The organism is uncultured Muriicola sp., assembly GCF_947258935.1.
GTDB lineage: Bacteria > Bacteroidota > Bacteroidia > Flavobacteriales > Flavobacteriaceae > Muriicola.
On sequence record NZ_CAMYKH010000008.1, the window covers coordinates 1 to 25,918 of the forward strand.

The following is a 25,918-nucleotide window of genomic DNA, read 5'->3' on the forward strand; positions in this document are numbered from 1 at the left end:
GGTTATGAAGTTAACTATAAACTGTACAATTACTTTATTTACTTTCAGCGCAGATATAATCAACGCCTGGGTCCCTTTTTTCCTAGGATCTAAATGAGTAACTTTGGCGCCTTAAAAAGTACATGAAAGAACGCCTAAAGGAACGCTGGGGTATAAAGAATGGTTGGCAATTAGTCGTCATATTTTGGGTCTTTGCTATTACGGGCTCTGCCTCTGTGTATGTAGCAAAACCTTTTCTAAACTGGATAGGCATGTCACGCGATGCCTTTCCAATAAGCTGGTGGAGCGGATGGGTCTACTGGAGCTTACGTATTTTACTCATCTTTCCTTTCTATCAAATACTTTTGGTCCTTTTCGGCTGGATTTTTGGGCAGTATACATTCTTTTGGAATTTTGAAAAGAAGATGCTACGGCGAATCGGGTTAGGGTTCCTATTAAAATAATTGTAGTTTTCTTAACATTATTATAGCCTTGTAAATGTTTAATTTGCATCGTGCAGCAGAATAATATTAAGTACGGTATTCTAATTACAGCCATTTTTCTATTTGGTTTATTATTACTTCCATCCATTACTGCAATACATCACGCCCTATTAAACCATACCTCTATTGTTTGTGACAGTGACATTTCTAATCACTACCACGAATCCGAATTCAATTGTGAATTTTACGATGTTGTATCAAACAAACATTTATATCCTTCACTACTTTCAGTAACTTGGTCTAACCCTTTCTATAGTAAGGAGATAACTAATAATTATTTCGATGCGTACTTGATTGCAAAAAGGCCCTATTTTTCATTGAGAGCGCCCCCTTTAGCTGTGTAATTGCGTTCAATTTTAATTCAACTTTTATTTATAATTCTTGCAATAATGAAAAAACAGCTACCATTATTATTACTTATATATGGGTTTATCTCCCATGCTCAGAATTCCCTGGAAGGATCAGTAGTAAACTCAGATACTCAGGAACCCCTGGAACAGGTATCTATTTACTTTCCACAACTTGAAAAAGGCACCGTTACTGATGCAGAAGGAAGATATACACTAAATGATTTACCCCAGGGCAAGTATAAGATCGTTGCTTCTTATATTGGGTTTCTCACTTATTCTTCTTCCATTACTATTCAATCAGATACCAATTCGCTCAACATTGCCCTCACGCCTAGTGCTATAGAAATGGAGGAAGTAATTGTCTCTACCCCTTTTCACAAATTACAGCGTGAAAACGTGATGAAGGTAGAACAGGAAAAAATGGCGACCTTACGTACTAATGGGGCAATAACACTGGCAGATGGGATTCGCAATATTGCTGGTGTTGAAAGTGTTTCCACAGGTATTGGTATAGGTAAGCCCGTAATCCGGGGCCTGAGTGCTAACAGGGTGCTCGTATATTCTCAGGGGATTCGTCTTGAGAATCAGCAATTTGGAGATGAACACGGCCTAGGGATCTCTGATGCGGGCATAGAAAGTATAGAAGTGATCAAAGGTCCGGCTTCTTTGCTATACGGATCCGATGCTTTGGGAGGTGTGCTCTATCTGAATCCTGAGAAATATGCGCTTGGAGGAACATCTACAAGCGACATCAATCTAAACTACTTCTCCAATACGGAAGGAATAGCTACTAACCTGGGCTATAAAACCTCAGGTAAAAAATTAAAATTTCTTGTTCGGGCAGGTATCACATCACATGCAGATTACCTGGCGGGTAACGATCAGAGAGTCACCAATTCCCGGTTTAAAGAATATGATCTTAAATCTGGGATCGCCTATCAGAGTGGTAACTTTAAAACAGATCTTAGATACAATTATAACAAATCCGATCTTGGAATTCCGGAAGATATTGGGGCACAAACTAAGGATAGAACGCCGGACACGCCCTTCCAGGAACTTCAAAGCCATATACTGAGCAGTTCTACCAATTTATTCTTTAAAGAGTCGAGCCTTAAACTGGTCTTGGGATATATTTTTAATGGTCGAAAGGAATTTGAAGAAGGCGAACCGGATCTTCCTGCCCTTGATATGAATTTGTCTACTTTTAATTTCAACCTGCAGTATCACTTGCCCAAAGGAAAGATTCTGGAAACTATTATTGGGGTTCAAGGGATGGACCAAACCAATAAGAATTTCGGAGAGGAAGTACTGATCCCGGATGCTGACACCAGAGATATTGGTGTATTAAGTACCTCCCACATACATCTGGGTAAATCTGATGTTCAAATTGGACTCCGTTACGACCACAGAAAGATAATCGGAGAAGAAAATGGGACCTTCGGGGAAGAGGGATACATTGCTGCTATTGACAGAAATTTCAACAGTGTAAACGCCGCCCTGGGAATCCGATCAGATCTGGGAAAAAATCTGATAGGCAGATTGAATGTAGCTTCCGGTTTTAGAGCACCAAATTTGGCAGAGCTTACTTCCAATGGTATCCATGAAGGAACTAACCGCTTCGAGATCGGGGATCCCGATCTTAATAATGAAAAGAACATTCAGCTCGATCTGTCCATTGAATATTCCAATGAGCATGTTGAAGTATTTATCAACGGGTTTCATAATACGGTAAATGATTTTATATATGTAGAACCAAATGGCGACTTTGTAGATCTGGATCCTGTATATATTTACAGACAACAAGATGCCACCTTATACGGGGGTGAAATTGGCTTTCATCTTCATCCACATCCCCTGGATTGGTTACATATAGAAAGCACCTTCGAGTCGGTTACTGGCATGCTAAAAAATGATGAGGATCTACCACTGATCCCCGCCAATAAAATAACCAATACCTTAAGAATCGAAGACACTACACCAAGTACCTCCTGGTTTCAAAAGGGTTATGGTTATCTGACACTTCTCTCTGTAATGGACCAGAATAGGGTAAGCGATTTTGAAACTCCTACTTCCGGCTATACGCTATTGAATATTGGTTTTGGCGGCGCTATAGAGGTATTTGGGAATGAGATGCAACTACGAGTAAGTGTGAATAATTTATTGGATAAAACTTATATTTCACATCTTTCCAGATTAAAAATAGATGGTATCCCAAATATTGGCCGAAACATTAGTATAGGCGTACATTATCCTATTTGATACAGGATGACAACATGGTTTTGCTGAATTATTTGGAGTTTATGACCTTTTTAGATCCTAGTTTGGCAAAGACATAGGTATAAAGCCACATCAGGGTAAAACTTGGAATAAGATCCAATCCGGGTAAAAATTCCTCAATAAAAGTGACGATTCCGGCTACCTGGCCGGAACGTCCTCTATACATTCTTGTCATTAACCAGGCGGCAAGTGGTGCCCAAATTACATCCGAGAACTCCCCTATTCCGGGAAGCATAAAGGATAACATGCCTATCCCATCAAATAGCAGTCCAAGGAACAAGTATTTAATTCTATGTTCTTTCATCTACCTATAAAAATACTTAAAAACATGTTTGGTCTCCCAAAGGAGGAAAAGTTACTAGAAGAAAATAGTTAGATTACGAAAGTTTAGAACTAATAAGTTTAAGAAACTCGTTTCGTGTCTCAATTTTTTCGAATTGACCTCTGAACCCGGAGGTAGTGGTTACCGAATTTTGTTTTTGTACTCCCCGCATCATCATACACATATGAGATGCTTCTATAACTACTGCTACTCCTTTGGGTTTTAACGTCTTATTGATACACTCTAATATATCATGGGTAAGTCTTTCCTGCACTTGTAATCGCCTGGCGAAGACATCTACTACCCTTGGTATCTTGCTGAGACCTACGATATGACCATTGGGTATATAAGCAATATGAGCTTTCCCATAGAATGGCAACATATGGTGTTCACATAAGGAATACACTTCAATATCCTTTATAATGACCATTTCGTCATAAGTTTCAGCAAACATGGCGCTTTTCAGTATCTTAACGGCATCTTGCTTGTATCCCTGAGTTAGGAAGAGCATGGCTTTAGCTGCACGCTCGGGCGTTTTTTGCAAACCCTCACGATTTATATTCTCTCCTATTTCATCAAGGATCTTGGAGTAGCGTTCTTTAACTTCGTTGGTAATTGAAAGGTTGTATTCTTCCAGATTTTGATAAGGTGCCATAAGCTTGATGAAGTTATACCGAAATCAATGAATCGATTCGTTTGTTTATTATTTTTATATTAAACTTAAACAAATTTACACAAATCTATTATGTTAAAGCCATTTTAACGTATAATTAGCATTGTCCCGACCTTAACAACTTCAGCATTTATAAGGTGTTCAACCCATCAAAGAAAAACATGACTACAGTTGCTGAGTACTCACTTCGTATTTTGTAATCAGCAGTGTATTGTGTACTTTCAACCCCTAAAGAAAAAGGAATGATCACCGCCAGGAATATTCAAAAAAACTATGGGAAGCTCCAGGTCTTAAAGGGAGTAGATCTAGCCATAAAAAAGGGCGAGATAGTTTCTATCGTTGGTGCCTCTGGCGCCGGTAAAACAACTTTATTGCAGATCCTGGGGACCCTGGACCATCAATCTAATCCGAAAAAAAGTGAGTTAAAGATCAATGAAATTGAGGTAACGGCACTCAGGGATAAAGATCTGGCTCTTTTTAGGAACAAACATATTGGGTTTATTTTTCAATTTCATCAATTACTTCCGGAATTTACAGCCCTTGAGAATGTATGTATCCCTGCTTATATCAAAAAAACAGCTTCCGAGGAAGCAGAAGACAGAGCTAAGGAACTTCTCGACTTTCTAGGTCTAAAAGGCAGGCACCATCACAAACCCAGTGAACTATCAGGTGGCGAGCAGCAGCGGGTGGCAGTTGCCCGTGCACTGATCAATAATCCCGCTGTGATCCTTGCGGATGAACCAAGTGGTAACCTAGATTCGGAAAGTGCTGATATCCTCCATAAGCTATTCTTCCAATTACGGAAAGAGTTCGGACAGACCTTTGTGATTGTTACACATAATGAAGAATTGGCAGACATGGCAGACAGGAAACTTACCATGGTAGATGGACAAATAGTAAATCAATAATGCTTAGACATGTTTGGCGTTTTGTCCGCAAGCCATCGTATGTCCCCTACTCCAATCTTCATTTGAAATTAAAATGGAGAATTTTCCTAAATGTCTTAGGTTGGAATTTTGCATTTGGTATAGGACTTGCCCTGTTTTTAAATAGTTTGGCTACCTTTTTGAATATCGATATTGGGGACCATAAAACGGAAGATTTTTTTGAAAATTATTCCTCAATTACTATCTTTTTCCTGATGGTTCTCATTGCTCCAATCGTTGAAGAGTTAATTTTTAGAGGCCCGTTGATATTTTTTAAGAGTTCATCCTACTTCCCATGGATATATTATTTCTCTTGTTTGCTATTTGGGTTGGTTCATTTAGGAAATTTCGATAATGCCAACGATCTCTTGTGGTTAACTCCTGTCCTGGTTGCACCACAAATTGTAATGGGTTTTTTTCTGGGTTTTTTAAGGGTACGACTTGGATTGCGCTATGCTGTGTTAATGCATATGAGTCATAATGGCATTATATTTCTTTTGATAAGTAGTTCCGAACTATTATGAGCAAACCAACAATAATTAGCGCAGAGTTACACGAGTTTCTGGATCTTAAGGTTGAAGAGTACAACAGGCCTTTTTTTCTGACTTCAGATCCCATTCAAATCCCTCACACCTTCTCTTTAAAACAGGACATAGAGATCAGTGGCTTTCTTACGGCCACTATTGCCTGGGGTAACAGGAAAAGTATCATCAATAATGCCACCTTATTAATGGAACTCATGGACCGGGCGCCTTACCAATTTGTCATGGAGCATACTGATAAAGATCTCAGGTCTTTGCAAGCCTATGTACACCGAACCTTTAACGGATCCGATCTGCAATATTTTATGGCGGCCCTTAAGCACCTCTACACCAATCATGACGGTATGGAAGCTGTATTTAGCAGACATGCCCAGAAGAGTACATTACAACCCGCCATAACTAAGTTTAAAGAATATTTTTTTGAACTTCCCCATGAACAGAGAACCAAAAAACATATCTCAGATCCCGCTAAAGGCTCGGCTGCTAAACGGATCAATATGTTCCTTAGATGGATGGTTCGGGATGCGACTACCGGTGTCGATTTTGGCATCTGGAAATCTCTAAATCCATCTCAATTGTCTTGCCCACTAGATGTTCATTCGGGAAATGTAGCCCGAAAACTAAGACTTCTTACCCGTAAGCAAAATGATGCAAAAGCCGTTGCAGAACTAGATGCCAATCTTCGCTTACTAGATCCGAATGACCCTGTAAAATATGATTTTGCCCTTTTTGGTCTTGGAGTTTTCGAAAAATTCTAAGCCCGGAATTGATAGATTTCAAATTAATCAGTGAGATTTATCCAGAGTATTAGGTTAACTCCTCGTTCTATTCATAAATATTTCCAGTTTACTTTTTTTGTAATTAAAATCGTACAAATCATTTTTGGCGTAAAATATATTTTTGTACATTTAAAGAGCAACAACCCAACTAATTACTATTCATTCGCATAGAATAAGGGCTGAGAATGGTAAGTAGTTTTTCTATTTTAACGGAGAAAGAGTACCTGGTGGAAATTTTTGGACTTTCCCCAACAGATCTTACATGAATGTGAAGATAATGGCTGTCATAAAATACTAGTAGACCTCAATGCAGTTATTGCTGATGAAATAGCTTTAATTGAACTCTTTTTTATCGGGGAAAAAATTGCACAGGTTTTAGGCAACAAAATAATGATGGCAATGGTTTGGAAACGCGAGTCATTATCGGACTTCTTAGTAGACGTTGCCACCAACAGATCTGCCCGCCTTAAGGTTTTTGAAACCCAACAAAGAGCTGAATATTGGCTATTAAATAAGGTATAGCATGCTTCTCTTTTCTAAACTAGGCCCAGTGTACCTAGATCTAAAGGAATTGATCTATTCCCCTCAGCGATAGATCTATATATCGCTTCCACAATGATCATATCTCGTTTACCCATCTCTCCCGGAGCTCTGTTAACAGTTCCTTCAAGTATATGCCGGGCAAAATCATCCATTTGCAGCTTCTGTTGTGACTCATGTTGAAACGTGATAGTACCTTGAGAGGTAGTTCCAGATAATGGGCCATAATTGTTTGCCGGTTCAAGAGCAAACCAACCACGATCACAAGACGCATATAACCTATTTGCGCTTGCATTATGTGACGTAAATATATTGCCTACCGCTCCTCCCGGAAATTGAAATTGAGCGGTAATGGTCTCATCGGTATCTTTGAAATAAGCTGGCCTCGTACTAAATTCCTGAGCTGTAACATTTAGAGGGTTCTCCCCGGTGCCGTAAATAGCACTCTGAATACTGTAAACACCCATATTCATTAGTGCACCGCCACCAGACAATGCTTTATTTAATCGCCATTGCCCGGGATTACCCCGGGAATGATAAGCCGCTTCTGCTGTTATATAGTGAACTTTTCCAAAGGTCTTTTCCTTGACAAAACGCTTGACTTCCTGAGTATAGGGCTCAGAATGCAGACGGTAGCCTACACCTAATTTTACGTCAGCTTTGTCACATGCTTCAATTATAGCATCGCATTCTTTAACAGAAACAGCCATTGGTTTCTCGCAAATTACATGCTTTCCCGCTTTGGCAGCACGGATGGAGAACTCGGCATGCATGCTATTGGGCAAAACCACATAAATTATGTCTATGTCTTTATTCTCTGCTATTTTGTCAAAATTCTGATAATTATAAATATTGTCCGCAGGCACATTGTATTTTGAAGCCCAAACGCTTTCCTTTTCTTTAGTTCCCGTAACAATTCCTGCCAAATGACAATACCGGGTTTGCTCCAATGCCGGAGCTAATTGATAAGTACTATAACTCCCAAGGCCAACTAAGGCGACTCCAAGCGAGCGTTTCTTTGAAGTTTCGTTGCCCATAGCGCAGGCAATAGGGGCACTGGCAAATAGACCGGCAGCTAATACACCCTGGGATAGCTTTTCATTGAATACTCTTCTTGTAATTTTCTCCATTGCATTAGCCTTTAGAACCCTTTCTACTCCGAAGATACTAACTATTCTGCCCAGTTTCAAATGGAGTAAACATGCATTTGGATAAGAGGGTTTTATACTCAACATATTTCCCTATTTTTAAAGCTCATATTAAATCATATCGAATGAAAATCAAGATCCTGACAGCTGTTACCAGCCTATTAACTCTTTATGGAGGTTTTGGACAAAACCGCTCTATTCCTGTAGATACTGCCGTAATAACGCAGCACAGTGTTACTATAAATGGGACTAATTTTTCATACACGGCTAAAACCGGAATGCAACCAGTTTGGGATGAATTGGGAAAACCCATTGCGTCGCTTCATTACACCTATTACACAAGAAATAATGTTAAAGACAGGTCGTCCAGGCCGTTACTTATCTCATTCAATGGTGGACCCGGATCTGGGTCGGTTTGGATGCATTTGGCCTACACCGGACCTAGAGTCTTAAAAATTGATGATGAAGGATATCCTGTTCAACCATATGGCGTAAGTCAGAATCCCTATTCCGTCCTCGATGTGACCGATATTGTGTATGTGAATCCGGCCAATACAGGATATTCACGGACCATTCCTGAGACAGGAAAAGAAGTGGACCGGGATAAATTCTTTGGGATCAACGCCGATATTAAATACCTGGCAGAATGGTTAAATACATTTGTGACCCGTCATAACCGATGGAGTTCTCCTAAATATATAGTTGGAGAAAGTTATGGAGGCACTCGTGTCATGGGTCTTTCACTTGCCTTACAGAACCAGCAATGGATGTACCTCAATGGAGTGATCATGGTGAGTCCGGCCGACTATAAAGTGATCCGCGTAGGAGGGCCTGTCAGTGAAGCTTTAAACCTCCCCTATTACACAGCCGCTGCCTGGCATCACAAGGCATTACCACCAACCCTACAGAATAAAGACCTTCTTGAAGTGTTACCAGAGTCTGAAGAATATACTATAAATACTCTGATTCCTGCCTTGGCGAAAGGAGGTTTTATAAGTCGGGAAGAACGCAATCAGGTTGCCGATAAAATGGCTTACTATTCCGGCCTCTCCAGGGAGGAAATTTTATACCAAAACCTCATGGTGCCTACCTCCTATTTCTGGAAGTCACTACTGCGAGACAAGGGCTATACCGTTGGAAGGTTAGACAGTCGTTATTTAGGTATAGATAAACAGCTTGCGGGCGTACGGCCAGATTATAATGCCGAGATCACTTCATGGCTTCACAGTTTTACTCCGGCTATTAATTATTATCTGCAGGAGGAACTTAAATTTAAAACAGACATCAAGTACAATATGTTTGGACCTGTAAGACCATGGAACAACGAAAACGACAATACCAGAGACGATCTCCGACAGGCCATGGCTCAGAACCCTTATTTGAACGTACTGATCCAAAGTGGCTATTACGATGGGGCCACCACTTACTTTAATGCCAAGTATACAATGTGGCAGGTAGATCCCAGCGGTCGTATGAAAGACAGGCTCCAATTTAAAGGATACCGAAGTGGTCATATGATGTACCTTCGAAGAGAGGATCTGAAACAGGCCAATGATGACATTCGGGCCTTTATTAATACCACTCAGACGAACGGAAAGAGTGCTAAATACTAAGACCCTATAACATAGACTACTTGGTTATGTTCAGTGTATTTTCTAACTAAATGCTTAGACATTAATCAAACCAACTTTATTCTGAATCAATTGAGATAATTTGACTATCATTATTTCTCCAATAAATATTTGTATTGCTGATACTTTTATGGGCTTTAGAGCGTTATGAAAACAGAATATTTCAGGAAAAATAAACTAAATATACAAGTATGAAAAATTGGAAATTATCAGGTCTTATGTTGACTCTGATCATGATCTTTGCAACCTCTTGCGAAAAATCAACAGAAATTAATGAACAGGGAACGTCTCCGGAATTACCTCCATTTGAGTCCATGGCCTTCGATTTTGAAGCTTTTGAGGACAATGGTAACTCAGGAAAATCTACAACCCTTGTCTATGATAACAAGGCGCCCAACGGAAACTGGGTGTTCTCCCGTATTGTAGTTGGAGTATGGAGCTCTGCTCTTTATACAACATTGGCCGTACCGGTAGCTTCTTTTCAGGCAGCTTTTTCACAAACGCCTGAGAAAATTTCAGATGACACCTGGGAATGGACCTATAGCGTTGATGGCTTTGCCAGCCAATATACGGCCCGTCTTACAGGACAATTATCGGCAAATGGCGTAGCCTGGAATATGTACATAACCAAAATGGGGCCGGATAACTTCGAAGACTTTTTATGGTTTAGCGGAAATTCATCCTTAGATGGAAACAGTGGCTCTTGGATCCTTAACCAGGGACCAGACAGACCAGATCCTATGTTGCAAATAAACTGGGAGCGATCTGGTGATGAAATTGGATTTATACGCTATACCTGGGTTCGTGCATTAGACGATCAGCAAAATGCGGATCCGTTTAGAAATAGTTACCTGGAATATGGATTACAAGATGGAGATTTTGATGCGTACTTCTATTCTAACGTCTATGATTCTAACCTTCAGGAATTTACAGAAGTGGATATAGAATGGAGTCGAGACACCTATGAAGGTAGAGTTAGAGCAGCTGCCTATTTTGAGGATATACTTTGGCATTGCTGGGACAGCACTGGCGAAGATATAGCCTGCGAATAGCCCATAAAAAGAAAATTTTTAAAAACCCTGCTTTATTAAAGCGGGGTTTTTTGGTGCGCAACTATCTTATTTAGTATCTTTTCAAGGTATATATTATTTCTGTTATTTGATGAAAAGAATCCCATTTCTTGCGGTCTTTTGTTTTATACTCTCAACAGGATCTGTTTTTGCCCAGGACTGGGCTCAACTAAAAGAATTTCAAATAGATAATCGAGAATTAAAGATGATGCCATCAGAAGGACGAGTTGTATTTTTTGGCAATTCCATAACCATTGGTTGGCTGCAAGCCATGCCCTCCTTTTTTAAGGACAGGCCCTTTATTAACAGAGGTATTGGAGGTCAGACTACGCCACAAATGCTGGTGAGATTTAGACAAGATGTTCTTGATCTGAAACCAGAAGTGGTTGTTATCCTTGCAGGCACTAATGATATTGCCGGAAACACAGGCCCTATGACCCTGGATGAGATTTTGGGCAACTTAAAATCTATGGCAGAATTGGCCAAAGCCAATAATATTAAAGTGATACTGTGCTCCGTCTTACCTGCATCTGACTACCCTTGGAGACCTGGCCCGGAGCCTCACAAAAAAATCCCGGCTTTGAATGCGATGATCAAAGAATACACAGAACTAGCCGGAGTGCATTATTTGGATTATTATGCTGCTCTCGTCAATGATAAGAATGGTATGGATAGTGATCTGGCGAATGACGGTGTACACCCCACAAAAGCCGGATACGAAATAATGGCCCCTTTAGCGCTAAAAGCGATAAACAAAGCACTCCATAAATCTGATTAAAGTGTAGGGCATTAATAACAAAATCATTGATCTGTCAAAAAAAATCATTCCTTTACCTTAATTAAAAATAAGATCATTATCATTTCTTCTTATGAACCAACTCGTAAGTATTCTCATTCCGTTTAAGAATACTGAGCTTTACCTGCCTGAGTGCATAGCCTCAATTCAAGGTCAATCCTATTTACAATGGGAGGTAATAGCAGTAGACGACCATTCTTCAGATAACAGCCGCCAAATACTGAAGTCTATCGCAGAAAAAGACCCCAGAATTAAAGTGCATTCAAATAAAGGCGACGGAATTATCATGGCAATGCGAACGGCTTATTCGGCATCTTCTGGCCGTTTTATTACACGTATGGATTCTGATGATGTTATGAAGCCTCAGAAGATCAAAACTATGGTCTCTGCCTTACAAATGTCGGGGCCCGGGCATATTGCGCTTGGAAAGGTCCGTTATTTCTCTGCAAGTGGCATTAGCAATGGATACAGACGCTATGAAGAATGGCTAAATAACTTAACGCATACAGGGTCTAACTTTGAAGAGCGGTATAAAGAATGTGTGATCCCATCTCCCTGCTGGATGCTCCATAAGGAAGATCTGGACCAATGTGGCGCATTTAATGAGAATCGCTACCCGGAAGATTACGATCTGGCATTTCGTATGTTTACCTCCGGACTAACTTGTCTGCCATGTGACGAAGTATTACATATGTGGCGAGATTACGACACACGCACATCGCGCACCAGCGAACACTATGCACAAAACTATTTCCTTGACCTGAAGGTCTACTATTTTTTGAAACTAGAATGGGATGCAAATCGTCCTTTGGTGATATGGGGTGCCGGAAATAAAGGCAAGACCGTGGCAAAACTTCTGAGAAAGCAAAAAATTCCTTTTTACTGGGTATGTGATAATCCAAACAAAATTGGAAAAGAAATCTACGGGCAAATACTTTCATCCTATACCGTAATTGGAAAGATGAAAAATCCAAAAAGCATAATTACCGTGGCCAATGCAAAGGCACAGAAACAGATACGGAGTTTTTTGGAAGATCTTTCTATGAAGGACATGACCGACTTTTATTTCTTTTGCTAGTTCCTGGGGTTACAACAAAAAATTCAGGTATACATATAATCTATTAAAATTTACAAGGTCTATGCTCCTCTTAAAATTTACGTATATTTGCCAAATGTTTCTTGGGAATGTTGTTTAAATATCCGCAACTACTTTGGGCCTTATGGCTCCTCCTACTTCCTGTCCTAGTTCATCTTTTACAACTTCGAAAATTTAAGAAAACCCCTTTTACGAATGTAAAACTCCTTCAAAAGGTGGTGGCCAAATCACAACGAAGTCAGTCGTTAAAACGATGGTTGCTGTTGTTCACAAGAATGGCTCTTTTTGCATCCTTGATCTTTGCCTTTGCCCAGCCTTTTATGGCTAATTCCACAGCCTTACAGGAGCAAGAAATGGTTATTTATCTGGATAATTCCCACAGTCTGCAACTTCGGAAGGATAATAGTTCTTTATTAGGCGAGACCATTCAGGAACTCATTGATGCCATTCCCACGGAAGCATCCTTTACTTTATTCACCAACGATGAAGAATATAAGGATGTCACTATCAATGACATCCAAAATGAGCTGCTGCAACTTCCATTTAGCACTAATCAGCTTAGCTTGGATGACATTTTACTGAAAAGTGGCACTTATTTCAGCCAGGGCCCGAAGACCATTAAAAAGTTAATCGTATTCTCCGATTTTCAAAAGTCGATGGCTTTAAATATTCGCGATTCTGTTAAAGGAATAGAGAATTATTTTGTTCCACTCCGTGTTGAGAATATGAGCAATATTTCGATAGACTCGCTCTATTTAGAAGCCGGTAATTCTCCTGAAAAGAATTTGGCAGTACTTGTCTCTGGTAGTTCGGAGTTCGAATCAACTCCTATTTCCGCATACAATGGAGAGTCGCTTATCGCTAAAGCCGCGGTAAAATACAATCCGGATGGGAAGTCTAAAATAGTCTTTACCCTTCCGGCAAACGAAGAAATTAAAGGAAGAGTGAGCTTATCCGATATGGGGCTGGCGTATGACAACGAGTTGTTTTTCAATATTAATACGCGGGAAAAAATAAAATTTATGACCATAACGTCGCAAATTTAGCGGACATTCGTACTTTCGAGATAGACCTTAATCGAACTTTCCGTTCGACAAGAGATGCCTAGGGTAATCCTTATCGGCGAAAGAAAAGCAAAAATAAAAGATTACCTGCAACAAGGTGGCAGTATGATAGTTATCCCTTCTGAGGATATGAATTCCAGAAACGTTAATAGCTTATTATCGGGCTATGGTTTCTCCTATGGCAATAAATTAGTTGTATCTCAAGAAATTACTGATATAAATTACGCACATCCACTATTTGTAAATGTATTCAAAGATAGGATCGAAAATTTTCAATATCCCAATGTTAAGGAGTATTACACTTTAAATGGAAATGCCTCTAATATTTTGTCCTACGCCAATGCAGCACCTTTTTTGGCAAATAAAGAAAATGTATTTGTTTTTACGGCTTCCATTGAATATGCCAACTCTAACTTTAAAAGTTCCCCACTGATAGTTCCAAGTGTATATGCCATAGCGTTGCAAAGCAGAAAATTAGCTGCACTTTATTACAATATGGGGAGGGACAACAGTATAGATATCCCTGAACTAATGCAGCAAGACAGAATAATCAGCATTCAAAAAGAAGGGGAAGAATTTATTCCAATGCAACAGTCTATTGGTAAAAAAACGAGACTTTGGTTTTCAGAATACCCTAAAGCACCTGGAACTTACGAGTTGAAGAACACTAAACAAAATAGATCTTTAAGCTTCAATTATTCAAGAGACGAGAGTAATCTGTCATATTTGGAAATAGAATCAATGCAGGGAGTAACCATAAGAAGATCGATCTCTGAGCTATTCAATGAATTTGAAAATGACAATGCAGTAACGAGCCTTTGGAAATGGTTTGCTATTTTAGCACTGCTTTTTATTCTGACAGAAGTAATCATTCAAAAAGTACTTACATGAACATACTGCTAAAATCAGCAACTATCCTCGACGAAGACAACCGTGGATTGCATCAAAAAGTACGAGATATATGGATCAAAAATGGAAACATTGAAAAGATCGCGGCTTCAATAAAATTAGATTCAAAGACCAGAGTGATTTCCTTGCCTCATCTCTATGTGTCAAAAGGATGGATAGATAGCAGTGTAAGTTTTGGTGAACCGGGCTATGAAGAACGCGAAACACTTGCAAATGGAATTAAGGTTGCCGCCTACAGTGGCTTTACGGATATTGTCTTAAACCCCAATACCAGGCCAATTCCCGATACAAGTGGAGATATTGTCTTTTTAAAGAAAACTGCCGGTGAAAAAGGAGCAAGAGTACATCCCATGGGGGCTCTCACTAAGGACAGTGCAGGTAACGATCTTGCCGAGCTATTCGATATGAAGAATGCAGGTGCTGTAGCCTTTTACGACTTTAAAAGGCCGGTTATGAACTCTAACTTATTAAAGATTTCTCTGCAATATGCGCAAGGATTTAATGGTTTGGTCCTCTCCTACCCTATGGACTTATCAATTGCCGCCAATGGTATGGTCAATGAAGGAAGTATGTCTACTGCACTTGGGCTAAAGGGTATTCCTTCTTTATCTGAAGAAATACAGATAGCACGCGATCTTTTTATACTAGAATACACGGGAGGTAAGCTCCATATTCCAACCATTTCGACCGCTAATGCAGTAAACCTAATTGCTGAGGCCAAAAAGAAAGGTTTAGATGTAAGTTGTAGCGTAGCGCTGCATAACCTTTGCTTTACTGACGAAGTCTTGGATGAATTTGAAACAAATTATAAGGTATTACCTCCGCTTCGCACAAAAAAGGATACCGAAGCGTTAAAAAAAGGATTAAAGAACGGGGTTATCGATATGGTAACAACAGATCATCTCCCAATGGACATAGAAGAAAAACGAATAGAGTTCGATCATGCAGCCTTTGGGTCAGCAGGCCTCGAATCGGCTTTCGGAATTCTCAATGCTATTTTTAATACAGAAACTTCTATTAGGTTACTTACTAAGGGAAGAGAGCGATTTGGTCTAACAACAGTAAGCATTAAAGAGGGCCAACCGGCTAACTTAAGCTTATTTACTCCTGAGGGGAAGTCAGAAATTAAGAAAGACAACCTTCGTTCAACCTCAAAAAACAGTATGTTCATTGGTCAGAAAGGAAAAGGAAGTGTTTATGGTGTTATAGTGAACGACCAATTACTTTTGGCTTAGAGAAATTAGTAATAGAACGATGACCACACAAGAGATTAAGGAAGGGAAAGGGACCGCAATAGCGGCATATATTACCATCGTTGGAGCATTGATTGCCATATCCATGAACTCAGAACCTAAGAATGCCTATGCAAGGTTTCATACAAGACAGGCTTTTGGATTGCATTTGGTTTTTCTTGGCTGTGCGCTTTTCCTTAGTGTTTGGTTCTCTAAATACGCCTGGATAGCCCTTTATATTTTTTACTTTGTAATGTGGATCTATGGATTTCTAGGCGCTATAAGTGGCAAATTAAACCCTTTACCTGTACTAGGTCCATATTTTCAAAAATGGTTCACTTTTATTCAATAACATGACTACCCTCCCCTTGTCTCTTGAGCATCTTGTTCGTCCTCCTAAAACAAATACAAATAAAGCCGCAGCGCTATTTTTGTTTCACGGCTATGGCAGTAATGAGGAAGATCTGTTTTCTTTTGCCCCGGAACTTCCGCCTGAATTGTGCGTTATTTCAGTGAGGGCACCTTATCCCATGCCCCCTTATGGTTATGCATGGTACGCCATTAATTTCGATGCTAATTTTGGTAAATGGAGCGATGTACAACAGGCGAAGAAATCTGTTGACAAAATGGTGGCATTTATTCAGGAGGCTATTGAAGCCTACCATTTAAATACTAATAAAATTTCGCTATTGGGATTTAGCCAGGGTACGGTACTCAGCCTAGCAATTGCACTTTCATATCCTGATATGGTGCAAAATGTAATAGGCCTCAGTGGCTATATAGATGAGAAAACACTGGTGGAATCTTATGAGAAAAAGGATCATAGCCATCTAAAGATGTATATCTCCCACGGTGAGGTAGATCCCGTGATCCCTTTCACATGGGCCCAAAGGACACCACCAATATTAGAAAAGCTGGGTATAGACCATATCTTTGAAAAATTTCCAACGGGACATGGAGTGTCTCAGGAAAACTTCTATGCTATGAACGCCTGGTTAAAGAGGCATATTTAATTGCTACGGGTATATAACAAATAGTCTGCGAGCGTAAAATCAACAGACAAATTATCCTTTAACTCATATTGGATAAATAGCTCTCCCCAGTACTTACCATCTGAAAAATCGGCTATGATCCATTTGTGATTTAAAACTTTTATCTTATTGATCTTAAAATCATTTACCATTCCTTCGTATGGAATCATAGGATTATCTCCTTTTGTTTCATTGGTCTCTAATAATTTATCAGCAATATAGCGGGCGGGATCTTCAAGTGATAAATGATCATAATACACAAGGGCATCGTCATTGTTTTCCAAAGAAAAATACTGCATATCTAGCACCTTTAATTGTGTAGTTCTCAGAGAATCCTCCAATTGTTCTATTGAAAGCTTTAATTCAGTAATCTTTTCATCACCGGCTGCTACTCTTTTATCGCCGCTTACGTAGAGGTAAAGCGCAATCAAAGAAGAGAAAATAAATAAGTATAAAAATATCCTTGTTTTCATTTGTCTGTGGTTACTATTAAATTATCGTAGGCTAAATGTACATTCTCTGGAAGTGTCTTTTCTACCTCCTCATGAAACCCCATATAATGACTAATGTGGGTAAAATAAGCTCGTTCTGGTTGTACTTTTTGGACAAAGGCAAGTGCTTCTTCAAGGTTAAAATGTGAATGATGAGAATCTATACGTAATGCATTAATGCACAATACTTTAACCCCTTTTATCTTTTCTATTTCTTTATCATCTATAGATTTTACATCTGTAAGATATGCGATGTCTTTTATACGATATCCAAATACTTGCAAACGGTTATGAAAAGCCTCAACAGGATGGGCGTATAAATTCCCTACTTGAAATGGATGTCCATTTTCCACCTTATTAACTTTAACGCCGGGCGCTCCCGGATATCGGTTGTTTTCAGAAAAGATATAGTCGAACCTAATTTTCAAAGAATCTATTACCCGTTGATGAGCATAAATGGGGATATCTCCCTGACGAAAAAAAAAGGGTCGAATGTCATCTATACCGGCGGTATGGTCAGAATGTTCATGGGTAAATAGAATACCATCTAGTTTGGTAACCTTATTTCGTAGCATTTGTTGCCTAAAATCGGGGCCACAATCGATCACATAGTTAAAATTGTCCCATGAAATAAGGACTGAAACGCGTAGTCTTTTGTCTTTTGGATTTTTACTCAGGCATACCGGATGAGTGCTCCCGATAACTGGGATTCCTTGTGAGGTTCCTGTTCCCAAAAAAGTCAATTTCAACAGCTCATCTATTTTATTCAAATTTATGACTTATTTATTTAAAAGATAGCCCATTCTTGTTAACTTTGTTTACCGTAAAACCCGTTGAATGTCTTCAGTTTTAAATCAAGATCCTGCATTTGAAAACATACCTTCCATAAAGGCCAAAACTCTCCGCATAAATCTCAACCCGGTTATTTACGGAACCTTCGCAGAAATAGGCGCGGGTCAGGAGACCGCCAGGCATTTTTTTAGATCTGGTGGAGCCTCTGGGACCATTGCCAAGGCAATGAGTGCTTATGACAAAAAGTTTAGTGATGCCATATATGGTACAGAAAAGGATGGGAGATATGTAACTCAAAGTCGTTTGGAAAAGATGCTTGGCCATGAAATGCAATTGATGGAAGAGCGTATTACAAGGGAGGACCATCCAGACAGACTCTTCTTTACCTATGCCAATACGGTAGCTACCATAGATTTTTCAAAACGTTATAAAGGTCATGGCTGGGTTGGAATCATGTTCCAATTAGATCCCAATCAAAAGGAATACGATGAAATTATTTTACATCTACGGTTTAAACAAAATGAAGCCCGGCTACAACAAGAAACGTTAGGTATTGTTGGCGTAAACCTGATATATGGTGCATTTTACAAGTACAACAAGCCTAGAAAACTTTTAAAATATCTCTACGATCACCTGGATAGAGATACGGTAGAGATCGATATGGTGAATTTTAACGGTCCTAACTTTAAGAATGTGGATAACCGTTTGATGAGCCTTCAGTTGATTAGAAATGATATGACCGATGCGGTTATGTTCGGCCCTGATGGAAACAATCTCTTGCCGGCTGCTGTATTATATAAAAAGAATATTTTGGCCCTACGTGGTAGCTTTAGACCGGTTACCAAGGTAAATATGGACATGTTTCAAAAATCTTATGACATTTTCATCCGGGAACAAACTGTGGAAGAGGAAAATACCATAGTGATGTTCGAAATAACCCTTTCCAATTTGCGGGCGTCGGGGGAAATTGATGAACAAGATTTTATGGACAGAGCAGAATTACTATGCTCTCTTGGCCATACAGTACTTATTTCCAAGTTTCAGGAATACTATAAGTTAGTGGAGTACCTCGGAAACTTTACTAAGGCAAAGCTTGGCCTTACTATGGGGGTAAATAATTTAGTGGAAATATTCGACGAAAAGTACTACAGGCACTTGAGTGGTGGTATTCTAGAAGCCTTTGGAAAACTTTTCTTTAAGGACCTCAAGGTTTATCTCTACCCCATGAAAAATCCTGAGACCGGGCAGATCATGACCAGTAATAATATTAAGGTGCACCCGAGGATGAAGGAACTTTACAAGTTCTTTAAATACAATGGTAAAGTGATGGACATCATTGACTACGATACGGAAATAATGGATATTTTTTCCAGAGATGTCCTTAAAAAAATCACTAGTGGTGAGAAAGGTTGGGAGGAAATGCTTCCAGAAGGGGTCGCAGATATCATTAAGAAGAAAAAGCTTTTTACTAAACACGTGACCGCTGAAAAAGAAGAAGTATAAAAAAAGCCCTGATTGATGTCAGGGCTTTTTAATGTTACCATTTTACTTATAGGATCTGTGCAGCGTGATCCTTGGTATTAACTTTATCAATTACCTTTTCTACAGTTCCTTTACCATCCACAATAAAAGTTTTTCTGTGGATCCCGTCGTATTCTTTGCCCATAAATTTCTTTGGGCCCCAAACTCCAAAGGCATTGATCACCGTGTGATCCTCATCTGCCAGTAACGGAAATGGGAATTCGAACTTGTCCCTAAAACTAGCTTGTTTCTTTTGTGTATCCTCACTGACTCCCAATAAATGATAGCCCTGCGCCTGTAACTCTTTATAATTATCCCTTAAATTACAAGCCTCTGCGGTACAACCCGGAGTATTGGCCCTGGGGTAGAAAAAAACCACGAGTTTTTTTCCTTTGTAATCAGAGAGTTTAATTTCGTTTCCGTCTTGGTCTTTTGATGTAAATTGGGGTACTTTGTCCCCTACTTGAATTGTTTTCATTCGCTTTTTTTTTAACTGTGGCCGTAAAAGTAATCATATATGACCAAATCTGAAAAAGTTGATTTTACTATTAAAATCCTGAATGAATTATACCCGGTTATTCCTGTTCCTTTGGAGCATAAGGACCCCTATACTTTGCTAATAGCCGTCTTACTTTCTGCACAAAGTACGGATATACGCGTCAATCAGATTACGCCAAAATTGTTTGAAAGGGCCGATAATCCCTATGATATGATCAAATTATCTGTAGAGGAGATTAGGGAGATCATAAAGCCCGTAGGTCTTTCCCCTATGAAATCGAAAGGTATTTACGGTCTGTCTAAGATGCTGGTGGAAGAGTATAAGGGAGAAGTTCCTCAAGATATTACACTATTAGAAACTTTTCCAAGCGTTGGCCATAAAACAGCCAGTGTAGTGGTTTCACAAGCTTTCGGTATTCCAGCCTTTCCTGTAGACACGCATATCCACAGATTGATGTATCGCTGGGGTTTTTCAACAGGTAAGAACGTGATAAAAACTGAAAGTGACGCTAAACGCCTGTTTCCCAAAGAATTGTGGAATGACCTACACCTTCAGATCATATGGTATGGAAGGGAATATTCTCCTGCCCGGGGATGGGACCTGGAGAAAGATATCATTACCCGCACAATTGGGAGAAAAAAAGTACTTCAGGAGTATGCAAAAAAAAAGGCCCGCTAATGCGAGCCGTAGTTCTTAGTTCAGGATCATTTCGAAACTGAATTGCCTGTGTTTTACAATTCTAAGTGCTTTAGAATAAGCCAACAAAAATTGGATCGTTTCCGGTCCTACTCTTGGAATGGCAAAGGCATTTTTTTTAGTTGAGTAAATTTTTTCCATATGATTGTGATGTCGTTATGATAAGATAACGCAACCTATATGGAAATATTGTAAATAGTGTTGTGAACTACGAATTCGTTAAAACGATGTTGTGTCTGTCAATGATTTTTCTGAGATTGATTAATGCGTAACGCATTCTACCAAGGGCTGTATTAATACTTACTCCCGTGTTTTCAGAGATCTCTTTAAAACTCATATCCTTATAGATTCGCATCAACAGAACTTCTTTTTGATCGTCTGGCAATTCCTCAATGAGCAGGGTTAAGTCACTGTCTATCTGATCTTTAATGAGTTGTTTTTCTGCATTTAATTTATCATCCCCTATTACGGAGAAGATATTAAAATCGTCGCTGCCCTCAAATTTAGGCATACGCTTGTTTTTTCTGAAGTGGTCTATAATAAGGTTGTGTGCAATGCGCATTACCCATGGAAGAAATTTCCCTTCTTCGCTGTAATTACCTTTTTTTAGGGTTTTGATCACCTTAATAAATGTGTCCTGGAATATGTCTTCAGTAACATCCCGGTCCATTACTTTCGAATAAATAAAACTACTTATTCTCTGGTTGTGTCTGTTGATCAAAATTTCTAATGATTTTTCATCCCCGCTGATGTAATCATGAACTAATATTGAGTCTTCCTTTAGTGGTTTCATAGTTAGATAATCTTTTGGTTTCTTTAAAGTTCGTTAGCGATGCTTATGAGCTCGCGTTGTTTTATTAATTTGAGCTACTTGTTTTTCAATAACAATTTAAAAGTACCCAAACAACCCCCCTCAGGAAAAACAATGTTGTCAAACACCCGATTCTTGATGTGAACATACATATTCGTATTTGGCAGCCTTTGAATTTGGCATAGAACGGGGCTACCCTTAGTAGTAATTCTGGGCAGGTAACTGCATAAAAAAAAGCACCTTTATTTAAAAGTGCCTTTTCTTTATACGAACAATGTTTTACGAATCTCTATGAAATGAAAGTTTGTTTGCCTATCAATTTAACATGCTCTCAATGGTCATACCCTTCACCTTTCTTATATGAAGTGATTTTGAATAGTTGAGAAGAAAATCGACCGTACCGGGCTTAGCGGTGATAAGCTTACAATGTTTTGGATGTTTTGAGTATGTCTTTTGCATAATATCTGTGGTTACCCCTAAATAACGGCAGATATGGAGCAATCATGGAATTCTTCGCCCTAAGACCAATTAATTCGTTAAAACAATTTGATTCTTCTCAATGATCTTGCGCAGATTGATCAATGCATAGCGCATGCGTCCCAAAGCAGTGTTAATGCTAACCTCAGTATTCTCCGCGATCTCATTGAAGCTCATATCTTGAAAAATCCTCATTCGAAGAACTTCCAGCTGATCTTTGGGCAATTGTTCAATGAGCAATTCCAGATCCTGGTCTATTTGCTCTTTAATAAGCTGCTTCTCAGCATTTAGTTTGTCATCAGTGAGTACAGAGAAGATATTGAATTCTTTATTCCCCTGATATTTTGGCATCCGCTTATTGCGCCGAAAATGGTCTATGATCAGATTGTGGGCAATACGCATGATCCATGGTAAGAATTTCCCCTCTTCATTATAGCGGCCGCGTTTCAAGGTGCTTATTACCTTAATAAAGGTATCTTGAAATATATCCTCGGTAATGGACATGTCATGTACCTTGGAGTATATATAGCTGCTTAGGCGCTGATTGTGTTTGTTTATGAGTAGTTCAATGGCTCGTTCATCACCATTGATATAATTACTAATGAGAATAGCATCGTCAATCGTTGTTTGCATACAATTACTTTTTTGGTTCAATTCAGGGGTCGCATTATTTGTGTAGGATGCGACTTTTTTTAATCCTTTTCAAAAAAGTAATGTTGCTTTATAGGCAGTAGTTTATTCGATTAACAATCCAAAGATAGAAAAAATTTGAGTTATCAATAATAAAGGTTACGTTTTAACATTTTTCAATTCCTTCTTTTATTCAACTGGCGTTTGGTTTTGACATATTGTATCTTTGCAACTTTCTGATTCTTATGACCACAATTACAGAGGTAGATCCAAAGCATAACATTATTATTAAAGGGGCTAAGCTACACAATCTAAAAAATATTGATGTGGTGATCCCCAGGAATAAATTGGTGGTCATTACCGGTCTTTCCGGTTCAGGTAAATCTAGTCTTGCGTTCGATACCCTGTATGCAGAAGGTCAAAGACGTTATGTTGAAAGTCTTTCCTCCTATGCCAGACAATTCCTTGGAAAATTAGATAAACCCAAGGTAGATTCAATAAAAGGTATTGCTCCGGCAATTGCCATAGAACAGAAGGTGAATTCCACCAATCCCAGGTCTACCGTTGGTACAAGCACTGAGATCTATGATTATTTAAAACTATTATTTGCTCGTATAGGCAAGACCTATTCCCCCATCTCTGGTAATGAGGTTAAAAAACATAGGGTGACAGATGTGGTCTCTTTTGTTAAGACGTTTGAAGAAAACGCCAAACTTCTATTATTGGCCCCCATCACCATTCCAGAAGACAGGGATAAGAAGAAAACACTGCAGCTTCTGTCCAAGCAGGGGTATGCCAGGATAAAGTACGGGGGAACCATTCACAGAATTGATGAGGAATTGCATCAAAAAGTAGGTGATCAGTTGTACCTGGTGGTAGATAGGATCGTAAAAAAGGATGATGAAGATTTCTACAACCGTTTGGCAAATGCCATAGACACAACCTTCTTTGAAGGGAAAGGAGATTGTATTATCGAAGAAGTAGCTACGGGAGAAGAAACACCATTTAGCAATGCCTTTGAACTAGATGGCATGGTCTTTTTGGAGCCTAACGTCCATTTATTCAGTTTTAATAACCCTTACGGTGCCTGCCCTAAATGTGAGGGGTACGGGGATGTAATAGGAATCGATGAAGACCTTGTTATTCCTAATACTTCACTTTCAGTTTACGAAAATGCCGTTTTTCCCTGGCGAGGGGAAAGCATGAGTTGGTATAGGGATCAACTGGTAAATGCCGCTTATACCTTCGATTTTCCCATACATAAGCCATGGTTTCAGTTAACAGAGGAACAAAAAAATCTTGTTTGGGAAGGCAATGAACATTTTATTGGGATAACGAAATTCTTTAAACAACTAGAGGACAAGAGCTACAAGATCCAAAACCGGGTAATGCTTTCCCGCTATCGTGGCAAAACACGCTGTCTGGTATGCAAAGGGAAAAGATTGCGCAAAGAAACGGCCTATATAAAGATCAATGGAAGTTCAATATCGGATCTGGTGGAAAGTCCCATAATCCATTTAAAAACCTTTGTTGAGGATCTGGTTCTTTCAGATCATGACCAAAAGATCGCCAGCAGATTGCTTAAGGAGATCAACACTCGGTTAGACTTTCTCGATAAGGTTGGATTGGGATACTTAACACTCAATCGAAAATCGAACACCCTTTCTGGCGGTGAAAGTCAGCGTATTAACCTGGCCACATCGCTTGGAAGTAGTCTTGTTGGATCCATGTATATCTTAGATGAGCCCAGTATTGGCCTTCATCCCAGGGATACTGAGAATTTAATTGATGTGCTGTGTTCCTTACGAGATCTTGGTAATACGGTCATTGTGGTAGAGCACGATGAAGATATAATGAAAGCCGCAGACATTATCATAGACATAGGCCCGGAAGCAGGTACCTTTGGAGGAGAAGTAGTGGCATGTGGCACTTTTCAGGAGATTCTGATGGCCAATTCCTTAACAGCAGACTACCTAAGTGGAAAGCAAGAAATTGCCGTACCGGAAACGCGTAGAACTAGTCCTAATTATATTAAGGTCATAGGTGCAAGGGAGCACAATTTGAATAATATTGATGTAACCATTCCCCTAAACATGCTCACTATTATTACCGGTGTATCGGGAAGTGGTAAAAGTACCCTGGTTAAAAAGATCTTATATCCGGCTCTTTTAAAAGAGTTGGGAGGATATGGGGCTAAAGCAGGGCAACATACAGAGATACAAGGGAAATACAAGGATATAAAGCATATAGAATTTGTAGATCAGAACCCCATTGGCAGATCCTCACGATCTAATCCGGTCACTTATATTAAGGCCTATGATGACATCCGGAATTTATTTGCATCCCAGAAACTGAGCAAGCTCAGAGGCTACCAGGCCAAGCATTTTTCTTTTAATGTTGATGGTGGCCGTTGTGAAAAATGCAAAGGAGAAGGAGAGATCAGGGTAGAGATGCAATTTATGGCCGATGTGCATTTAGAATGCGATACTTGCGGAGGTAAACGCTTTAAAAAAGAAATTCTGGAGGTCAACTTTGAAGGGGTCAATATAGATGACGTCTTACATATGACCATAGATAATGCCCTCGACTTTTTTCAGCTTCACCAGCAATCCAAGATCGTTTCAAAACTTACTCCTTTACAAGATGTTGGCCTCGGTTATGTTACTCTGGGCCAGTCCTCCTCTACCCTGTCCGGTGGAGAAGCGCAACGTATAAAGTTAGCTACCTTCCTGGTTAAAGGTGCTTCCAAAGAAAAAGCGCTGTTTATTTTTGACGAACCAACAACGGGCTTGCATTTTCACGATATAAGAAAATTATTAAAGTCCTTAGATGCTCTTATTAGCAGTGGGCATTCCGTATTGGTGATTGAGCATAATTTGGAAATGATCAAATGTGCAGATTATTTAATAGATCTGGGTCCCGGAGGGGGAGAACAGGGAGGAAATTTGGTCTCAGAAGGAACTCCGGAAGAAGTAGTAGCTGGCAAAAATGGGTATACCGCAGCCTATTTGAGATCGAAAATTGGGTAAAAAGGCCTATTATTGAAATGCATCCCTTTTTTATATTCTAGGCGGCACCTATCCTTCCACTTTTAAGTACTCATTGTGTCTTTTTAAAATTTATTATATTTTTA

27 protein-coding genes are annotated in these 25,918 nt (G+C 39.4%); 18 read left to right on the forward strand and 9 right to left on the reverse strand.

The window, feature by feature from the left end:
- Window positions 1-122: 122 nt before the first annotated feature.
- Both Q0X72_RS02425 and Q0X72_RS02430 read left to right on the forward strand, forming a co-directional pair.
- Entirely contained in the window at window positions 123-443 is a 321-nt protein-coding gene (locus Q0X72_RS02425) for a DUF6787 family protein (protein WP_297761539.1), read from the forward strand.
- Between the two features lie 428 nt (window positions 444-871).
- A complete protein-coding gene (locus Q0X72_RS02430; protein WP_297761542.1) occupies window positions 872-3,091 on the forward strand; it encodes a TonB-dependent receptor in 2,220 nt (739 codons plus the stop codon).
- A 28-nt stretch (window positions 3,092-3,119) separates the two neighbouring features.
- On the opposite strand, the gene Q0X72_RS02435 is transcribed toward Q0X72_RS02430, so the two are convergent.
- Both Q0X72_RS02435 and folE read right to left on the reverse strand, forming a co-directional pair.
- Complete coding sequence (locus tag Q0X72_RS02435) at window positions 3,120-3,413, reverse strand: hypothetical protein (RefSeq protein WP_297761545.1); 294 nt, start codon at window positions 3,411-3,413, stop codon at window positions 3,120-3,122.
- Between the two features lie 73 nt (window positions 3,414-3,486).
- The gene (folE, locus tag Q0X72_RS02440) at window positions 3,487-4,086 is read right to left on the reverse strand and encodes a GTP cyclohydrolase I FolE (protein WP_297761547.1); all 600 of its coding nucleotides are present in this window, start codon (window positions 4,084-4,086) and stop codon (window positions 3,487-3,489) included.
- 260 nt (window positions 4,087-4,346) lie between these two features.
- Between folE and Q0X72_RS02445 the strand changes: the two genes are divergently transcribed.
- The 4 genes from Q0X72_RS02445 to Q0X72_RS02460 all read left to right on the forward strand — a co-directional run bounded on the left by Q0X72_RS02445 (window position 4,347) and on the right by Q0X72_RS02460 (window position 6,873).
- Window positions 4,347-5,012, forward strand: a complete 666-nt coding sequence (locus Q0X72_RS02445; RefSeq protein WP_297761549.1) for an ABC transporter ATP-binding protein — start codon at window positions 4,347-4,349, stop codon at window positions 5,010-5,012.
- Complete coding sequence (locus Q0X72_RS02450) at window positions 5,012-5,554, forward strand: CPBP family intramembrane glutamic endopeptidase (protein WP_297761551.1); 543 nt, start codon at window positions 5,012-5,014, stop codon at window positions 5,552-5,554. Before Q0X72_RS02445 ends, Q0X72_RS02450 begins: the two co-directional genes overlap by 1 nt.
- Before the next feature lie 11 nt (window positions 5,555-5,565).
- Window positions 5,566-6,330 carry a TIGR02757 family protein gene (locus Q0X72_RS02455; RefSeq protein WP_297761714.1) on the forward strand — a complete coding sequence of 255 codons (765 nt, stop codon included), beginning with the start codon at window positions 5,566-5,568 and terminating at the stop codon, window positions 6,328-6,330.
- Between the two features lie 258 nt (window positions 6,331-6,588).
- Window positions 6,589-6,873: a hypothetical protein gene (locus Q0X72_RS02460; RefSeq protein ID WP_297761554.1), complete on the forward strand. Its 285-nt coding sequence runs from the start codon at window positions 6,589-6,591 to the stop codon at window positions 6,871-6,873.
- A gap of 14 nt (window positions 6,874-6,887) precedes the next feature.
- Here the strand turns inward: Q0X72_RS02460 and Q0X72_RS02465 are convergent, their stop codons facing one another.
- Window positions 6,888-8,021, reverse strand: coding sequence for a Gfo/Idh/MocA family oxidoreductase (locus Q0X72_RS02465; protein WP_297761557.1), 1,134 nt, complete (start codon window positions 8,019-8,021; stop codon window positions 6,888-6,890).
- 143 nt (window positions 8,022-8,164) lie between these two features.
- Between Q0X72_RS02465 and Q0X72_RS02470 the strand changes: the two genes are divergently transcribed.
- The 9 genes from Q0X72_RS02470 (at window position 8,165) to Q0X72_RS02510 (ending at window position 16,850) form a co-directional block, all read left to right on the forward strand.
- On the forward strand, window positions 8,165-9,652 hold the full coding sequence (locus Q0X72_RS02470; protein WP_297761560.1) for a carboxypeptidase: 1,488 nt from the start codon (window positions 8,165-8,167) through the stop codon (window positions 9,650-9,652).
- Between the two features lie 209 nt (window positions 9,653-9,861).
- Window positions 9,862-10,722, forward strand: a complete 861-nt coding sequence (locus tag Q0X72_RS02475; RefSeq protein WP_297761565.1) for a hypothetical protein — start codon at window positions 9,862-9,864, stop codon at window positions 10,720-10,722.
- Between the two features lie 109 nt (window positions 10,723-10,831).
- Window positions 10,832-11,518, forward strand: a complete 687-nt coding sequence (locus tag Q0X72_RS02480; protein ID WP_297761568.1) for an SGNH/GDSL hydrolase family protein — start codon at window positions 10,832-10,834, stop codon at window positions 11,516-11,518.
- A 91-nt stretch (window positions 11,519-11,609) separates the two neighbouring features.
- Complete coding sequence (locus Q0X72_RS02485; protein ID WP_297761571.1) at window positions 11,610-12,614, forward strand: glycosyltransferase family 2 protein; 1,005 nt, start codon at window positions 11,610-11,612, stop codon at window positions 12,612-12,614.
- A 107-nt stretch (window positions 12,615-12,721) separates the two neighbouring features.
- Complete coding sequence (locus Q0X72_RS02490; RefSeq protein WP_297761574.1) at window positions 12,722-13,678, forward strand: BatA domain-containing protein; 957 nt, start codon at window positions 12,722-12,724, stop codon at window positions 13,676-13,678.
- Between the two features lie 54 nt (window positions 13,679-13,732).
- Window positions 13,733-14,587 carry a hypothetical protein gene (locus Q0X72_RS02495; RefSeq protein ID WP_297761577.1) on the forward strand — a complete coding sequence of 285 codons (855 nt, stop codon included), beginning with the start codon at window positions 13,733-13,735 and terminating at the stop codon, window positions 14,585-14,587.
- Window positions 14,584-15,840, forward strand: a complete 1,257-nt coding sequence (locus tag Q0X72_RS02500) for a dihydroorotase family protein (RefSeq protein ID WP_297761579.1) — start codon at window positions 14,584-14,586, stop codon at window positions 15,838-15,840. The genes Q0X72_RS02495 and Q0X72_RS02500 overlap by 4 nt, the downstream gene beginning before the upstream one ends.
- Before the next feature lie 19 nt (window positions 15,841-15,859).
- A complete protein-coding gene (locus Q0X72_RS02505) occupies window positions 15,860-16,189 on the forward strand; it encodes a hypothetical protein (protein WP_297761582.1) in 330 nt (109 codons plus the stop codon).
- A gap of 1 nt (window position 16,190) precedes the next feature.
- Window positions 16,191-16,850, forward strand: coding sequence for a dienelactone hydrolase family protein (locus Q0X72_RS02510; protein WP_297761584.1), 660 nt, complete (start codon window positions 16,191-16,193; stop codon window positions 16,848-16,850).
- Here the strand turns inward: Q0X72_RS02510 and Q0X72_RS02515 are convergent.
- On the reverse strand, window positions 16,847-17,341 hold the full coding sequence (locus Q0X72_RS02515; protein ID WP_297761586.1) for a hydrolase: 495 nt from the start codon (window positions 17,339-17,341) through the stop codon (window positions 16,847-16,849). The two genes, Q0X72_RS02510 and Q0X72_RS02515, sit on opposite strands and share 4 nt — an antisense overlap.
- Window positions 17,338-18,108, reverse strand: coding sequence for an MBL fold metallo-hydrolase (locus tag Q0X72_RS02520; protein WP_297761717.1), 771 nt, complete (start codon window positions 18,106-18,108; stop codon window positions 17,338-17,340). The genes Q0X72_RS02515 and Q0X72_RS02520 overlap by 4 nt, the downstream gene beginning before the upstream one ends.
- Window positions 18,109-18,196: 88 nt before the next feature.
- Between Q0X72_RS02520 and Q0X72_RS02525 the strand changes: the two genes are divergently transcribed.
- Window positions 18,197-19,654, forward strand: coding sequence for a TonB-dependent receptor (locus tag Q0X72_RS02525; RefSeq protein WP_297761589.1), 1,458 nt, complete (start codon window positions 18,197-18,199; stop codon window positions 19,652-19,654).
- Window positions 19,655-19,700: 46 nt separating this feature from the next.
- On the opposite strand, the gene bcp is transcribed toward Q0X72_RS02525, so the two are convergent.
- Window positions 19,701-20,150, reverse strand: coding sequence for a thioredoxin-dependent thiol peroxidase (bcp, locus tag Q0X72_RS02530; protein WP_297761592.1), 450 nt, complete (start codon window positions 20,148-20,150; stop codon window positions 19,701-19,703).
- A 39-nt stretch (window positions 20,151-20,189) separates the two neighbouring features.
- Here bcp and nth point away from each other — a divergent pair, with 39 nt between their 5' ends.
- The gene (gene nth / locus Q0X72_RS02535) at window positions 20,190-20,849 is read left to right on the forward strand and encodes an endonuclease III (protein ID WP_297761595.1); all 660 of its coding nucleotides are present in this window, start codon (window positions 20,190-20,192) and stop codon (window positions 20,847-20,849) included.
- 15 nt (window positions 20,850-20,864) lie between these two features.
- On the opposite strand, the gene Q0X72_RS02540 is transcribed toward nth, so the two are convergent.
- The 3 genes from Q0X72_RS02540 to Q0X72_RS02550 form a co-directional block, all read right to left on the reverse strand.
- Entirely contained in the window at window positions 20,865-21,008 is a 144-nt protein-coding gene (locus tag Q0X72_RS02540; RefSeq protein ID WP_297761598.1) for a hypothetical protein, read from the reverse strand.
- A 67-nt stretch (window positions 21,009-21,075) separates the two neighbouring features.
- Window positions 21,076-21,660 (reverse strand): sigma-70 family RNA polymerase sigma factor, encoded by a 585-nt coding sequence (locus tag Q0X72_RS02545; RefSeq protein ID WP_297761601.1) that lies wholly within the window; start codon window positions 21,658-21,660, stop codon window positions 21,076-21,078.
- A 546-nt stretch (window positions 21,661-22,206) separates the two neighbouring features.
- Window positions 22,207-22,788 (reverse strand): sigma-70 family RNA polymerase sigma factor, encoded by a 582-nt coding sequence (locus Q0X72_RS02550; RefSeq protein ID WP_297761604.1) that lies wholly within the window; start codon window positions 22,786-22,788, stop codon window positions 22,207-22,209.
- Window positions 22,789-23,030: 242 nt separating this feature from the next.
- Between Q0X72_RS02550 and uvrA the strand changes: the two genes are divergently transcribed.
- Window positions 23,031-25,814 (forward strand): excinuclease ABC subunit UvrA, encoded by a 2,784-nt coding sequence (gene uvrA, locus Q0X72_RS02555; protein ID WP_297761607.1) that lies wholly within the window; start codon window positions 23,031-23,033, stop codon window positions 25,812-25,814.
- The last annotated feature ends 104 nt before the right edge of the window (window positions 25,815-25,918 follow it).

Excerpts from the sequence above, each read along its gene's own strand:
- Q0X72_RS02540 (WP_297761598.1), bottom strand. The coding sequence starts at position 21,008 with ATGGAAAAAATTTACTCAACTAAAAAAAATGCCTTTGCCATTCCAAGA.
- Q0X72_RS02470 (WP_297761560.1), top strand. The coding sequence starts at position 8,165 with ATGAAAATCAAGATCCTGACAGCTGTTACCAGCCTATTAACTCTTTAT.
- Q0X72_RS02465 (WP_297761557.1), bottom strand. The coding sequence starts at position 8,021 with ATGGAGAAAATTACAAGAAGAGTATTCAATGAAAAGCTATCCCAGGGT.
- Q0X72_RS02550 (WP_297761604.1), bottom strand. The coding sequence starts at position 22,788 with ATGCAAACAACGATTGACGATGCTATTCTCATTAGTAATTATATCAAT.
- Q0X72_RS02500 (WP_297761579.1), top strand. The coding sequence starts at position 14,584 with ATGAACATACTGCTAAAATCAGCAACTATCCTCGACGAAGACAACCGT.
- Q0X72_RS02510 (WP_297761584.1), top strand. The coding sequence starts at position 16,191 with ATGACTACCCTCCCCTTGTCTCTTGAGCATCTTGTTCGTCCTCCTAAA.
- Q0X72_RS02545 (WP_297761601.1), bottom strand. The coding sequence starts at position 21,660 with ATGAAACCACTAAAGGAAGACTCAATATTAGTTCATGATTACATCAGC.
- Q0X72_RS02495 (WP_297761577.1), top strand. The coding sequence starts at position 13,733 with ATGCCTAGGGTAATCCTTATCGGCGAAAGAAAAGCAAAAATAAAAGAT.
- Q0X72_RS02490 (WP_297761574.1), top strand. The coding sequence starts at position 12,722 with ATGTTGTTTAAATATCCGCAACTACTTTGGGCCTTATGGCTCCTCCTA.
- Q0X72_RS02505 (WP_297761582.1), top strand. The coding sequence starts at position 15,860 with ATGACCACACAAGAGATTAAGGAAGGGAAAGGGACCGCAATAGCGGCA.
- Q0X72_RS02475 (WP_297761565.1), top strand. The coding sequence starts at position 9,862 with ATGAAAAATTGGAAATTATCAGGTCTTATGTTGACTCTGATCATGATC.
- Q0X72_RS02480 (WP_297761568.1), top strand. The coding sequence starts at position 10,832 with ATGAAAAGAATCCCATTTCTTGCGGTCTTTTGTTTTATACTCTCAACA.
- Q0X72_RS02450 (WP_297761551.1), top strand. The coding sequence starts at position 5,012 with ATGCTTAGACATGTTTGGCGTTTTGTCCGCAAGCCATCGTATGTCCCC.
- Q0X72_RS02485 (WP_297761571.1), top strand. The coding sequence starts at position 11,610 with ATGAACCAACTCGTAAGTATTCTCATTCCGTTTAAGAATACTGAGCTT.
- Q0X72_RS02515 (WP_297761586.1), bottom strand. The coding sequence starts at position 17,341 with ATGAAAACAAGGATATTTTTATACTTATTTATTTTCTCTTCTTTGATT.
- uvrA (WP_297761607.1), top strand. The coding sequence starts at position 23,031 with ATGACCACAATTACAGAGGTAGATCCAAAGCATAACATTATTATTAAA.
- folE (WP_297761547.1), bottom strand. The coding sequence starts at position 4,086 with ATGGCACCTTATCAAAATCTGGAAGAATACAACCTTTCAATTACCAAC.
- Q0X72_RS02425 (WP_297761539.1), top strand. The coding sequence starts at position 123 with ATGAAAGAACGCCTAAAGGAACGCTGGGGTATAAAGAATGGTTGGCAA.
- nth (WP_297761595.1), top strand. The coding sequence starts at position 20,190 with ATGACCAAATCTGAAAAAGTTGATTTTACTATTAAAATCCTGAATGAA.
- Q0X72_RS02430 (WP_297761542.1), top strand. The coding sequence starts at position 872 with ATGAAAAAACAGCTACCATTATTATTACTTATATATGGGTTTATCTCC.
- bcp (WP_297761592.1), bottom strand. The coding sequence starts at position 20,150 with ATGAAAACAATTCAAGTAGGGGACAAAGTACCCCAATTTACATCAAAA.
- Q0X72_RS02445 (WP_297761549.1), top strand. The coding sequence starts at position 4,347 with ATGATCACCGCCAGGAATATTCAAAAAAACTATGGGAAGCTCCAGGTC.
- Q0X72_RS02435 (WP_297761545.1), bottom strand. The coding sequence starts at position 3,413 with ATGAAAGAACATAGAATTAAATACTTGTTCCTTGGACTGCTATTTGAT.
- Q0X72_RS02525 (WP_297761589.1), top strand. The coding sequence starts at position 18,197 with ATGTCTTCAGTTTTAAATCAAGATCCTGCATTTGAAAACATACCTTCC.